This window comes from Stappia sp. TSB10P1A (assembly GCF_900185725.1).
Lineage (GTDB): Bacteria > Pseudomonadota > Alphaproteobacteria > Rhizobiales > Stappiaceae > Stappia.
Map to the genome: position 1 here is coordinate 196970 of NZ_FYAU01000016.1, position 12922 is coordinate 209891.

Genomic DNA, 12922 nt, shown 5'->3' on the forward strand with positions numbered 1-12922 from the left:
TCTCAGGCGGACACGGTGCGGCGTCCTGCCGCGCCGGGACGCTTCCTTGCTCATTTTCCGGGAGATTTCAGACCATGACGATCCAGGTTGGCGACACGCTGCCCGAGACCAAGTTCAAGATCATGACCGCCGACGGCCCGGCGGAACGCAGCAGCGCCGAGCTCTTCGGCGGCCGCACCGTGGTGCTCTTCGCCGTTCCCGGCGCCTTCACGCCGACCTGCCACAACAACCACCTGCCCGGCTTCCTCGAGCAGGCCGACACGATCCTGTCGAAGGGCGTCGACGAGATCGCCGTCGTCTCGGTCAACGACGTCTTCGTGATGAGCGCCTGGGCCAAGGCCACCGGCGCCGCGGACAAGATCACCTTCCTCGCCGACGGCAGCGCCGACTTCGCCAAGGCGATCGGCCTGGATCTCGACGCCACGGGCGCCGGCCTCGGCATCCGCTCCAAGCGCTATGCGATGATCGTCAAGGACGGCAAGGTCACGGCCCTCAACATCGAGGACATGCCGGGCAAGGCCGAGATCTCGGGCGCCGCCGGCATCCTCGCCGCGCTCTGATCCTGCATCCTCGGCCGGAGCCTTTCGCGCTCCGGCCGGGGCTCTCGCCTGCCTCACGCCGACCGAGGGTGCCAATGGTTCCCGGCTCTCCGGCTTCGCCTGCGGCCGGGATGACGTCCTGAGAGAGAAGCACGGCTTCGCATCCCCACAGGTGGTCACCCCGGCCGCGCGCAAGCGCAGAGCCGGGGCCTATTGGCTGCCAGAGCGGGTGCGAGAATGCTCGGCCCCTCCCCAGCGTCATCCCGCACGCAGCGAAGCGCAGATGCGGGACCGGAGAGCCGAGAGCCTATGGGGCGCGCACCCGAACGTCCCCACAACCGCCGTGCCTCCCCGGTCCCGGATCGTCGGCCTTCGGCCTCGTCCGGGACGACGGCCTGAGAAAGAGGCACGGCCTCGCATCCTCTCGGCCGTCACACCGGGCGCGCGCTAGCGCGACCCGGTGCCCATTCGTTCCCAGAGCGGTTGCGGGAGGCGTGTGTCCCTCCTTGCGTCCTCCCGGACGGCGCGTCAGCGCCGAGCCGGGACCGGAGAGCCGAGGGCCTCACGACGGCACTCCCGAACGACCCACGACCGCTGTGGCTCGCCGATCCCGGGTCTCGCGATGCTCGCCCGGGAAGACGACCTAGAGGGCGGAGCGAGAGGCGTGGGAGGCACGGCTGAGACAACAGCTCGCGAGGTTGGCAAAGGCTCGCATCCCCACAGCCGTCACACCGCCCCTACGCCTGCGGCGGGCGGCGCGTCTCGCTGCGGGCGAAGGCGATGAACACGCCGATCAGCACCAGGCCGAGCCCGTACCAGGTGACCGCGTATTGCAGGTGGTTGTTGCGGAAGGAGACGATCGTCTCGCCCGCCTGCGGCAAGCCGCCCTCGGGCGTCGCCTCGGCCCTGAGGTCGACGCTGAAGGGGGCGAGCGGCGCATCGTCGATGCCGAGCGAGGCCGCCATCTTCGGCGCCTCGCGCACGAACCAGACCCGCGTCTTCGGGTCCGCGTCCAGCGTGAACATGTTGCCGCGCTCGTCGCGCCGCCACAGGCCGGTGATCTCCGCCTCTCCTCCCGGCGGCTCGCTGCCCGGCCGGCTCTCCGGCAGGCGGCGGGCATCGGGCACGAAGCCGCGATTGACCATCACCACGGGGCCCGCATCGGTGCGGAACGGCGCATAGACCAGATAGCCCGGCCCGCCGAGGGGTCCGCGCGGTTCGGTGAGCGCCAGATAGTAATAGACCTCGCCGTCAAGAAAGCGGCCGGAAAGCCGCACGGGCCGGTAGTCCCAGGCGTCGTCGTCGAGCCCGGCCCACGCCTGCGGACCGGGCAGATCGACCGGAGCAAGGCCGACGCGCTCCTCGACCCGCTCGATCAGGGCGAGCTTCCATTGCAGCCGCAGGACCTGCCAGGTGCCGAGCGCCATCAGCGCGCAGAACACGATGAAGGCGACGAGGCCCGGCAGCAGCAGGCGGCGGCGTGCGGGCGGGCTGGACGCGTTACTCGTCAACCCGTCCCTCCTGCGCGCTGTGCCTGTATTGCTGGGCGATCATCAGCCCCTTGAGCGGACGCAGCATCCCGAGGCCGAGAATGAGGGTCAGCGGCAGCCACAGCATCATGTGCAGCCAGATCGGCGGGCGCATCGACACCTCGACCGCCAGCGCCAGGCCGACGACGATGAAGCCGACGATCATGATGATGAACACCGCCGGCCCGTCGCCGCTGTCGGCGAAGTCGAAGCTCAGCCCGCAATTGGAGCAGGCCGGCCGCGTCGCCAGATAGCCCTTGAACAGGCGGCCCTGGCCGCAGCGCGGGCAGCGCCCGGCAAGGCCGGTGCGCAGCGGATCCTGCGGCGGATAATGCGCGCGGTCGACAGTCGGCTCACTCATCTGCATCGCGCTCCTGGCGCAGTTTTCCCGGCCCCGGAATGGGGTCAGGGACGGATCTCGATCGGCGTGCCGTTGGGGACGAGACGCCAGATCTCCTCGATTTCCTCGTTGGTGACGGCAATGCAGCCGTCGGTCCAGTCGGCATAGTGATGCAGCGCGCCGAGCCAGCCGAGCCCGTTGCGCAGGCCGTGGATCATGATCATCCCGCCCGGCTCCTCGCCGCGCTCGGCGGCCCGCCGGCGATCGGCCGCGTCCGGATAGGAGATGTGCAGCGACAGGTGATAGGCGCTTTGCGGGTTGCGCCAGTCGATGGTGTAGCGCCCTTCCGGCGTGCGCCCGTCGCCCTCGCGCTGCTTGGGACCGACCGGGTCGCGGCCGAGCGCGATCGTGTAGCTCTTCAGCACCGTACCGGCCGCATCGACCAGGTGCAGGCGGCGCTCGGCCTTTTCGACGAGGACCGTCTCGACCGGACCTGTCTGGACCGAGACTTTCTCGGCTGGCACCGGCGCGCCGGCGAAAGCGGCGTCCGCGGCGACGCCAGCCGCCGCGGACAGGATCAGGGCCGCCGCGATGATGCGGAGGCGCATGGCGTCAGCCTTCCGTCAGTGGCCCGGACCGGCCGCCCAGACATAGATCGAGACGAACAGGAACAGCCAGACCACGTCGACGAAGTGCCAGTACCAGGCCGCCGCCTCGAAGCCGAAATGCTTCTGCGGGGTGAACTGGCCGATCGAGGCGCGGATCAGGCAGACCACCAGGAAGATGGTGCCGACGATGACATGGAAGCCGTGGAAGCCGGTCGCCATGTAGAAGGTCGCGCCATAGATCGAGCCGGAGAAGCCGAAGGCCGCATGGCTGTACTCATAGGCCTGGACGATCGAGAACAGCACGCCGAGCAGCACCGTCAGCGTCAGGCCCCACTTCAGCCCCTCGCGGTCGTTGTGCAGCAGGGCGTGGTGCGCCCAGGTCACCGTGGTGCCGGAGGTCAGCAGGATCAACGTGTTGAGCAGCGGCAGGTGCCAGGGATCGAAGGTCTCGATGCCCACCGGCGGCCAGACGCCGCCGGTCGCCTCGACACGGGCGAACTGCGCCGCTTCGCCGGTGAACAGCGAGGCGTCGAAGAAGGCCCAGAACCAGGCGACGAAGAACATCACCTCCGAGGCGATGAACAGCAGCATGCCGTAGCGCAGGTGAAGCTGCACCACCGGGGTGTGGTCGCCGGCCAGCGATTCGCGGATGGTGTCGCGCCACCAGCCGAACATCACATAGAGCACGAGCAGCGTGCCGACGGCGAAGATGCCCCAGCCGGACAGATCCATGCCGAACAGCAGGAAGTCGTTGCCCTGGGTGTAGCGGAACAGGCCGACCGCGCCGAGCGCCATGATGAAGGCGCCGATGCCGCCGAGGAACGGCCAGGGGCTCGGATCGACGATGTGGTAGTCGTGGTTCTTGGCATGCGCCATGGGTACACTCCCCCGATTATAGTCATGCCGCCGTCGGGCGGGCCTGCGCACTCACATGCGGTTGCTTGGATCCGGCGTCACGGCAGGGGCCGCTGCCACCGGCGTTTCAGGTCCCTTTGCAGGGTAGAAGGTGTAGGAGAGCGTGATCTCCTTGACATGCTTCAGGCTCTTGTCGTCGTCCATCGCCGGATCGACGAAGAACACCACCGGCATCTCGACGGACTCGCCGGCAGCGAGCGGCTGCTCGGTGAAGCAGAAGCATTCCAGCTTGTTGAAATAGATGCCGGCCTCGAACGGCGTCACGTTGAACACCGAGGTGCCGACGGTCGGCGCGGCGGAGCGGTTGGTCGCCACATAGGCGGTCTGCCGGCTCTCGCCCATGCGCAGGGTGATCGAGCGCTGCTGCGGGCCGAAGGACCAGGGCAGGGCCGAATTGACGTTGCCGTCGAAGCGCACGGTGATCGTGCGGTCGATGATCGTGCCGGTCGGCGCGTCGGCGCGCTGGGTGGTGCCGCCATAGCCGGTGACCTGGCAGAACAGCTCATACAGAGGCACGGCGGCATAGGCGGCGCCGGTCATCATCGCCACGGCGCCGAGCACCGCCACCGCGATCCGCCGGTTCTTGCGGGCGAGATCCCCCGCCGCAAGATTGGCCGCGCGCGCCCGCGCGGCGTCGGACGTCTCGATACCGGCGGTATCGGTGCCGGAGATGTCGGTCTCTCGCGTCATGCGGGCGTCCTTTCCTCTCCTGGATCCGTCACAAGGGACGATTGAGCACGGCCGGTCCCATCTTGACCAGCGTGATCACGTAGAACAGCAGGATCAGCCCGGCGATGGTCAGGCCGATGGCGATCGAGCGCTTGCGCTGGCGCCGCTTCTGCTCTTCCGTCGGGCGGATGCCGTCGTCGTCGCTCACAGCCAGCCTCCCGCGATCAGCCGCGCGGCGATGCTGTCGGCGAGCAGCAGCGCGAAGATCAGGAACAGGTAGACCAGCGAGAAGGCGAACAGCCGCACCGCCGCCTTGCGCGCGGCATCGCCCTCGCGCCTGGCATGGACGCGGACGGCATACCAGACGAAGGCGATCCCGAGCGCGGCGGCGGCAACGCCATAGGCGAGCGAGGCAAAGCCCAGCAGCGCCGGGGCGACGCCGATCGGCGCCAGCAGCACGGAATAGACCAGGATCTGCGTACGCGTCGCATCCTCGCCAGCGACGACGGGCAGCATCGGCACGCGGGCGGCCTCGTAGTCGCCGCGCTTGAACAGCGACAGCGCCCAGAAATGCGGCGGCGTCCACATGAAGATGATCAGGAACAGGACGATGCTTTCCACCGACACGGTGCCGGTGACGGCGGCCCAGCCGATCATCGGGGGGAAGGCGCCGGCGGCGCCGCCGATGACGATGTTCTGCGGCGTCGAGCGCTTCAGCCACATCGTGTAGACGACGGCATAGAAGAAGATGGTGAAGGCCAAGAGGCCGGCGGCCAGCCAGTTGACGGCAAGGCCGAGCACCAGCACCGAGAAGGCGGCGAGCGTCAGGCCGAAGGCCAGCGCCTCCTCGCCCGTGACCTTGCCGGCCGGGATCGGGCGGCGGGCGGTGCGCGACATGATCGCGTCGATGTCGGCGTCGTACCACATGTTCAGCGCGCCCGAGGCGCCGGCCCCGACGGCGATGCACAGGATCGCGACGGCGCCGAGCACGGGATGGATGCCGCCGGGGGCGATCAAGAGCCCGACCAGCGCGGTGAAGATGACGAGCGACATCACCCGCGGCTTCAGCAGCGCCAGGTAGTCGCCGACATCGCCCTGTCCGCCATGGGCGGCGGTCTCGAGCCTGCGGTCCTGGTAATCTGCGAGCGACATGTGTCTTCCCGGTTCTGTCTCGTGCGTCCCGCCCTCGCGGAGCGGTCTCTCAAGCGTCTGTTTGGCACGCCCGTTCGGCCTGTCTGCCTGGGCGTCTGTTGGGGCGGCCGCGCCGGGGTGCCGGCGCGGCCTGTCTTGCGTGAGCTGGCGCGATCAGCGGATGCGCGGCAGCGTCTCGAACTGGTGGTACGGCGGCGGCGAGGACAGGGTCCATTCCAGCGTCGTCGCGCCCTCGCCCCACGGGTTGTCGGCGGCCTGGCGCTTCTTGGCGAAGGCCTCGAAGATGCCGTAGAGGAACACCAGCACGGCGAAGGCCGAGATGTAGGAGCCGTAGGACGACACCGCGTTCCAGCCGGCCATCGCGTCCGGATAGTCGACATAGCGGCGCGGCATGCCGGCCATGCCCAGGAAGTGCTGCGGGAAGAACACGAGGTTCACGCCGACGAAGGTGATCCAGAAATGGGCCTTGCCGATGGTCTCGTTGTACATGTAGCCGAACATCTTGGGGAACCAGTAGTACCAGGCTCCGAAGATGCCGAACACGGCCCCCAGCGACAGCACGTAGTGGAAATGCGCGACCACGTAATAGGTGTCGTGCATCGCCCGGTCGAGACCGGCATTGGCGAGCTGCACGCCGGTCACGCCGCCGACGGTGAACAGGAAGATGAAGCCCACCGCCCACAGCATCGGCGTGCGGAAGGAGATCGAGCCCTGCCACATGGTGGCGATCCACGAGAAGATCTTCACGCCGGTCGGCACCGCGATGACCATGGTCGCCGCGACGAAATAGGCCTGCGTGTCGACGTCGAGGCCGACGGTGTACATGTGGTGCGCCCACACGATGAAGCCGACGACGCCGATCGCGACCATGGCATAGGCCATGCCGAGATAGCCGAAGATCGGCTTGCGGGCGAAGGTGGAGATGATGTGGCTGACGATGCCGAAGGCCGGCAGGATCAGGATGTACACCTCCGGATGACCGAAGAACCAGAACAGGTGCTGGAACAGGATCGGGTCACCGCCGCCGGCCGGGTCGAAGAAGGTCGTGCCGAAGTTGCGGTCCGTCAGCAGCATGGTGATGGCGCCGGCCAGGACCGGCAGCGACAGCACCAGCAGGAAGGCGGTCACCAGCACCGACCAGGCGAACAGCGGCATCTTGTGCAGCGTCATGCCCGGGGCGCGCATGTTGAAGATGGTGGTGATGAAGTTGATCGCGCCGAGGATCGACGAGGCGCCGGCCACGTGCAGCGCCAGGATCGCCAGGTCCATCGCCGGTCCGGGCTGGCCGGAGGTCGACAGCGGCGGATAGATCGTCCAGCCGCCGCCCACGCCATAGGCGCCCGGAGGACCTTCGACGAACAGCGACAGCAGCAGCAGCAGAAAGGCCGGCGGCAGCAGCCAGAACGAGATGTTGTTCATCCGCGGGAACGCCATGTCCGGCGCCCCGATCATGATCGGCACGAAATAGTTGGCAAAGCCGCCGATCAGCGCCGGCATCACCATGAAGAAGATCATGATCAGGCCATGCGCGGTGGTGAACACGTTGAACGTGTGCGGATCGGTGAAATACTGCATGCCCGGCTCTTGCAGCTCAAGGCGAATGCCGACGCTGAGCGCGCCGCCGATGATGCCCGCCATGATCGCGAAGATCAGATAGAGGACACCGATATCCTTGTGGTTGGTCGAATAGACCCAGCGCGTCCATCCCGTAGGACGGTCCTGATCGCCGTGGGCATGCGCCGCAGTGGCCATCTTCCAGCTCCCTCGTTAGAGAATTTTACCTCGGCCCGGGCGACCGGGGACAAGCCCGGCGCGATCCCGATCCGATCCGAATCCGGCGGCGTGCGGGGAGAAGCCCTCGCACGCCTTGCATGATCAGCGCGCGGCGACGGCCAGCGAACCGGAGACCGGAGCGGCGGCGGTGCCGGCCGGCTTTTCCAGCGTCGCCATCAACTGGCGGGTCGCCTCCTCGACGTTCTCCTTGGCGGCTTCCGCCCAGGCCTCGTACTGCGCCTCCTCGACCACCCGGATGGCGATCGGCATGAAGGCGTGGTCCTTGCCGCAAAGCTCAGAGCACTGGCCGTAGAAGATGCCGGTCTGCTTGGCGTTGAACCAGGTCTCGTTCAGGCGGCCGGGGATCGCGTCCATCTTCACGCCGAAGGCCGGCATGGCGAAGGAATGCATCACGTCGGCGGCGGTGATCTGCAGGCGGACGGTCTTGCCGACCGGCACGATCACCTCGTTGTCGACGGCGAGCAGGCGCGGATACTCCTCGATCGGCCGGCCGAACTCGGCGGCACGCTCGGCGCGCTCGGCGTCCTCGCGCAGCATGATCGATTCGAAGACGACGTTCTCCATGCCCTCGTCGGTGTATTCGTAGCCCCAGTACCACTGGTAGCCGGTCACCTTGATGGTCATGTCGTATTCGGGAATCTCGATCTGCTTGTAGAGCAGGCGGAACGAGGGAATGGCGATCATCACCAGCACCAGGATCGGGACCAGCGTCCACACCACCTCGATCAGGGTGTTGTGGGAGGTCCGCGACGGCGTCGGGTTGGCCTTGGAGTTGAAGCGCAGGATGCACCACACCAAGAGGGCCAGCACGAAGAGGGTGATGATCGTGATGATCACCAGCGTGAAATCGCTGAACCAGGTGATGTCTTCCATCACTTCCGTGGCGGCGGGCTGGAAGCCCATCTGCCAGGGTGTCGGCTGGGCGGCCGACGCCGCACCGGCAAAGGCGAGCGGGGCGAGCGCCGCCGCCGCAATCTTCGTCAGACGCTTGACCAGTCCTGTCACGTCCGTGCTCCCTTCCTGATCCCGCCGGCCGACTTCGCCTTAGCGGAATCCATGTCCTGTCTCAAACGACGCCGCGCCGTGCCCCGGCGCCCCGTCCTGTCGGTCCCGTCATTCCGGTCCCGCCGATCCGGTCCCGGCAGGCCTGCCTCGCGGGCCGGCCTGCTGATCCGTTTCCGGGTCCATCCTCTTTCCGGGGCATCCTCTCCGGCGCCTGCCGCCGCTAGCCTATCGCATGTCGGCGTGGCCGGAAGGGGCGTCAAAACGCCGCAAGGGCGAATTGACCCCGGTTTGATCGATGTCAAAGTCGGCCTGAAAAACCATAAGCTGGCGCGTTGCGCAATCCAGTAGTTTCGTGAATGCCCAAATTCCGGCCAATTCCTCGCCACCCTTCCGGCGGTGCCGTTCGGGCCGCTTCGACTGACGACTTTCGCGAAAGCGGGGACGGCCGGGCGGTTTCGCCTTGAAATCGACCTTTCCAGGGCCGACAAAGCGGTTCGTGCGCTGTTTTGCGCGAATCAGGCGAGGATCGCCGAGCCCTGATCGTGGCCGCTGCCAGCGTCCCGCGGGACAGGCGCCGCCCGGATCACGCGAAGACCGGGAACCGAAAGATCGGGAAACCGAACAACCGGGAAACCGGCCAGGGAATTGTACCGCTGCGAACCTACGGAGTCTCGCCCGTGCCTGTCTTGTCCAAGCCGATCACGTTCCGCCTCGCGGCCGTTCTCGCCCTTGTGGCCACCGTTCTGGCCAATGTCGTGGCCGCCCCGCTCGCCCATGCCCAGGGCGCGGTCCGCTCCGTGCATGGCGACTGGCAGATGCGCTGCGACACGCCGGCCGGCGCGCAGGAAGAGCAATGCGCGCTGATCCAGAACGTCACCGCCGACGACCGCGAGAATGTCGGCCTCTCCGTCATCGTGCTGAAGACCGCCGACAAGCAGTCGCGCCTTTTGCGGGTGCTGGCGCCGCTCGGCGTGCTGCTACCGATGGGCCTCGGCCTGCGCGTCGACGATGCCGATGTCGGGCGCGCCGGCTTCGTGCGCTGCCTGCCGAACGGCTGCATCGTCGAGGTGGTGATGCAGGACGACCTGATCGAGAAGATGCAGACCGGCAGTGCCGCCACTTTCGTCATCTTCCAGACGCCGGAGGAAGGCATCGGCATCCCGATCTCGCTGACCGGCTTCTCGGAAGGCTTCGCCGCCCTGCCGTGAGCGGGCGCGCGCTCCGCCAGAGCTGACATCGGCCGTATACATATCGGCCAACAGACATCGAAAAGCGGCCGCCGGCGTCCCGGTCGGCCGCTCTTTCGGTCCGGCGCGCGCTCAGCGCGTCGTGATCGTCCGCGTCGTCGCCACCTGGCGCAGGGTCGCGCTGCGCATCGCCTGCAGGGTCGCGCCCGGAATCTGGCTCATCGAGGCGCGATGCTGCTTGTCGCAGGCATTCATGCCGGAATTGGCGCAGGCATGGGCGGCGTCGGTGTTCTTCTTCTTGTTGCAGGCCGAGATCACGTGATTGTAGCAATCGCCGAGCGACTTTCCGGCATTGCCGGCCATCGCCTGCGTCGAAACCATGGGCGTGGCAATACCCATCGCCAGCGCGAGCGTCATCGCCATGGTCATTTTCTTCATGTTATTTCCTTTCTATCTCTTTCCATTTTCCGGCAGAGGTTTTCATCTGCCTGCATGGAAACAGATAGGCCCTGTTCCGGCGCGCGCACGTGCTGAACATCACAGGAAGGGCGCTTGCGGCGACCGGCGTGACCGGCGTGACCGGCGGCCGGCGCGCTGCCACACGCCGCCGGGACTGTGCAAGCGCCGCCCGAACCCCTAGTTTCTCCTCACACACCCTCTTTCGCGGGATACGACCGATGAGCGATGCGACGACCGACCTGATTGCCGGTGCCGGCCTGAGCGAGGAGCAGGCGCGCAGCGTGCTCGCCCGCGCTCTCAAGGGCGCCGACGACGGCGAGCTCTTTCTCGAATACCGGCAGTCGGAGAGCCTCGTCTTCGACAACGGCCGGCTGAAGGGCGCCAATTACGACACCAGCCGCGGCTTCGGCCTGCGCGCCGTGGCCGGCGAGGCGGCCGGCTACGCTCATTCCGGCGAGATCTCCGTTGCCGCGCTCGAGCGCGCCGCCGATGCGGTCTCGGCCGTCGCCTCCGGCCATTCGGGCACCTATGCGGAGGCCCCGCCCCGCACCAACGCCAAGCTCTACGGCGACGGCAACCCGATCGCCTCGCCGGTCTTCGCCGACAAGGTCGCGCTGCTGCAGCGGATCGATGCCTTTGCCCGGGCCCGCGATCCCAGGGTGCGGCAGGTCAGCGTCTCGCTCGCCAGTTCCTGGCAGGTGGTGGAGATCCTGCGCGCCGACGGGCATAGGGTGCGCGACGTGCGCCCCCTGGTGCGCTTCGGCGTCTCGGTGGTCGCCGGCGACGGCAGCCGGCAGGAAAGCGGCTCGCACGGCTTCGGCGGGCGCGACATGGTCGAGGCCTTCCTGACCGAGGAGAGCTGGAAGCATGCCGTCGACGAGGCGCTGCGCCAGGCGCTGGTCAATCTCGAAGCCGTGCCCGCTCCGGCCGGCAGCTTCGACGTGGTGCTGGGCCCCGGCTGGCCCGGCATCCTGCTGCACGAGGCGGTCGGCCACGGGCTGGAGGGCGACTTCAACCGCAAGAAGACCTCCGCCTTTGCCGGGTTGATGGGCCAGCGCGTCGCCTCCAAGGGCGTCACCATCGTCGACGACGGCACCATCGGCGGGCGGCGCGGCTCGCTCACCGTCGATGACGAGGGCACGCCGAGCGGGCGCACCGTGCTGATCGAGGACGGCATTCTCACCGGCTATATGCAGGACCGGCAGAACGCCCGGCTGATGGGCGTCGCCCCGACCGGCAACGGCCGGCGCCAGTCCTTCGCCCATATTCCGATGCCGCGGATGACCAACACGGTGATGCTGGCCGGCGACCGCGACCCGGCCGAGATCCTGGAAGGCGTCAAGGACGGCATCTTTGCCGTCTCCTTCGGCGGCGGCCAGGTCGACATCACCAGCGGCAAGTTCGTCTTCTCCTGTACCGAGGCCTACCGCATCGAGAACGGGCGCATCGGCGCGCCGATCAAGGGCGCCATGCTGATCGGCAACGGGCCGGACGCGCTGACGCGGGTCGAGGCCATCGGCAACGACCTGGCGCTCGATCCCGGCATCGGCACCTGCGGCAAGCAGGGCCAGGGCGTGCCGGTCGGCGTCGGCCAGCCGACCCTGCGCATCAACAAGATGACCATCGGCGGCACCGCGGTCTGAGGCGGGGGCCTCAGTTGGCGGCGGGTGGGGCGCACCGCCGCTTCCTTGAAGCCCCTCGCCCCGCCCTCTCCGGCGTCTTCCCGGACGGCGCACGAGCGCCGAGCCGGGATCGGCGAGCCACGACGGTCGTGGTGTCTTTCGGGAGCGCTGCCGACAGGCTCTCGGCTCTCCGATCCCGCATCTCCGCTTCGCTGCGTGCGGGATGACGACAGGAGGGGCTTGCGTGCAGCATGACGACAGAGAGGATGCAAGGCGCTGCCTCCCTCTCGGACGTCATCCCGGTCCAGCGCAGCGCAGAACCGGGAACCATTGGCAACCCCGGCCGGCATGTGACGGAAGACCCTCTCGCAGCCACCCCAGCCCCGCTCCTCCCCCTCCGGCGTCTTCCCGGACGGCGCACGAGCGCCGACCCGGGATCGGCGAGCCACGACGGTCGTGGCATTTTTTTAAGAGCGCACCTCATACGCCCCCCCGGCTCTCCGATCCCGCATCTCCGCTTCGCTGCGTGCGGGATGACGCAGGAGGGGCTTGCGTGCAGCATGACGACAGAGAGGATGCAAGGCGCTGCCTCCCTCTCGGACGTCATCCCGGTCGCAGGCGCAGCCGCAGAACCGGGAACCATTGGCAACCCCGGCCGGCATGTGACGGAAGACCCTCTCGCAGCCACCCCAGCCCCGCTCCTCCCCCTCCGGCGTCTTCCCGGACGGCGCACGAGCGCCGACCCGGGATCGGCGAGCCACGACGGTCGTGGCATTTTTTTAAGAGCGCACCTCATACGCCCCCGGCTCTCCGATCCCGCATCTCCGCTGCGCTGCGTGCGGGATGACGCAGGAGGGGCTTGCGTGCAGCATGACGACAGAGAGGATGCAAGGCGCTGCCTCCCTCTCGGACGTCATCCCGGTCCAGCGCAGCGCAGAACCGGGATCCATTGGCAACCCCGGCCGGCGTGAGGCGGGACGCGCGCGCCGCCGCCCCGCCCTCGCTCCACCCTCTCGGGCGTCATCCCGGGCAAGCGAAGCGCGACCCGGGACCGGCGAGCCACGACGGCCGTGGCATTTTTCCGGAGCGCACCTCATACGCCC

13 protein-coding genes are annotated in these 12922 nt (G+C 68.0%); 3 read left to right on the forward strand and 10 right to left on the reverse strand.

The window, feature by feature from the left end; genetic code table 11:
• Nucleotides 1–74 precede the first annotated feature (74 nt).
• Nucleotides 75–560, forward strand: a complete 486-nt coding sequence (locus TSB10P1A_RS05850) for a peroxiredoxin (RefSeq protein ID WP_186386966.1) — start codon at nt 75–77, stop codon at nt 558–560.
• Nucleotides 561–1276: 716 nt separating this feature from the next.
• On the opposite strand, the gene TSB10P1A_RS05855 is transcribed toward TSB10P1A_RS05850, so the two are convergent.
• From TSB10P1A_RS05855 to coxB, 9 genes are all read right to left on the reverse strand, one after another.
• On the reverse strand, nt 1277–2050 hold the full coding sequence (locus TSB10P1A_RS05855; protein WP_208987018.1) for an SURF1 family protein: 774 nt from the start codon (nt 2048–2050) through the stop codon (nt 1277–1279).
• Nucleotides 2040–2429, reverse strand: a complete 390-nt coding sequence (locus tag TSB10P1A_RS05860) for a DUF983 domain-containing protein (RefSeq protein ID WP_186386967.1) — start codon at nt 2427–2429, stop codon at nt 2040–2042. The genes TSB10P1A_RS05855 and TSB10P1A_RS05860 overlap by 11 nt, the downstream gene beginning before the upstream one ends.
• Before the next feature lie 44 nt (nt 2430–2473).
• On the reverse strand, nt 2474–3016 hold the full coding sequence (locus TSB10P1A_RS05865) for a murein L,D-transpeptidase family protein (protein WP_186386968.1): 543 nt from the start codon (nt 3014–3016) through the stop codon (nt 2474–2476).
• A 15-nt stretch (nt 3017–3031) separates the two neighbouring features.
• On the reverse strand, nt 3032–3892 hold the full coding sequence (locus TSB10P1A_RS05870; RefSeq protein ID WP_186386969.1) for a cytochrome c oxidase subunit 3: 861 nt from the start codon (nt 3890–3892) through the stop codon (nt 3032–3034).
• A gap of 51 nt (nt 3893–3943) precedes the next feature.
• The gene (locus tag TSB10P1A_RS05875) at nt 3944–4621 is read right to left on the reverse strand and encodes a cytochrome c oxidase assembly protein (RefSeq protein WP_186386970.1); all 678 of its coding nucleotides are present in this window, start codon (nt 4619–4621) and stop codon (nt 3944–3946) included.
• Between the two features lie 28 nt (nt 4622–4649).
• On the reverse strand, nt 4650–4808 hold the full coding sequence (locus TSB10P1A_RS05880; RefSeq protein ID WP_186386971.1) for a hypothetical protein: 159 nt from the start codon (nt 4806–4808) through the stop codon (nt 4650–4652).
• On the reverse strand, nt 4805–5752 hold the full coding sequence (locus TSB10P1A_RS05885; protein WP_186386972.1) for a heme o synthase: 948 nt from the start codon (nt 5750–5752) through the stop codon (nt 4805–4807). Before TSB10P1A_RS05885 ends, TSB10P1A_RS05880 begins: the two co-directional genes overlap by 4 nt.
• A 153-nt stretch (nt 5753–5905) precedes the next feature.
• Nucleotides 5906–7504 carry a cytochrome c oxidase subunit I gene (ctaD, locus tag TSB10P1A_RS05890; protein WP_186386973.1) on the reverse strand — a complete coding sequence of 533 codons (1599 nt, stop codon included), beginning with the start codon at nt 7502–7504 and terminating at the stop codon, nt 5906–5908.
• A gap of 123 nt (nt 7505–7627) precedes the next feature.
• Nucleotides 7628–8551, reverse strand: a complete 924-nt coding sequence (gene coxB / locus TSB10P1A_RS05895) for a cytochrome c oxidase subunit II (RefSeq protein ID WP_371515072.1) — start codon at nt 8549–8551, stop codon at nt 7628–7630.
• A gap of 677 nt (nt 8552–9228) precedes the next feature.
• On the opposite strand from coxB, the gene TSB10P1A_RS05900 reads away from it, so the two are divergent.
• Nucleotides 9229–9759 carry an invasion associated locus B family protein gene (locus TSB10P1A_RS05900; protein ID WP_244292999.1) on the forward strand — a complete coding sequence of 177 codons (531 nt, stop codon included), beginning with the start codon at nt 9229–9231 and terminating at the stop codon, nt 9757–9759.
• A gap of 111 nt (nt 9760–9870) precedes the next feature.
• Here the strand turns inward: TSB10P1A_RS05900 and TSB10P1A_RS05905 are convergent, their stop codons facing one another.
• Nucleotides 9871–10176: a hypothetical protein gene (locus TSB10P1A_RS05905; RefSeq protein ID WP_186386974.1), complete on the reverse strand. Its 306-nt coding sequence runs from the start codon at nt 10174–10176 to the stop codon at nt 9871–9873.
• Between the two features lie 239 nt (nt 10177–10415).
• On the opposite strand from TSB10P1A_RS05905, the gene tldD reads away from it, so the two are divergent.
• The gene (gene tldD / locus TSB10P1A_RS05910) at nt 10416–11840 is read left to right on the forward strand and encodes a metalloprotease TldD (protein ID WP_186386975.1); all 1425 of its coding nucleotides are present in this window, start codon (nt 10416–10418) and stop codon (nt 11838–11840) included.
• The last annotated feature ends 1082 nt before the right edge of the window (nt 11841–12922 follow it).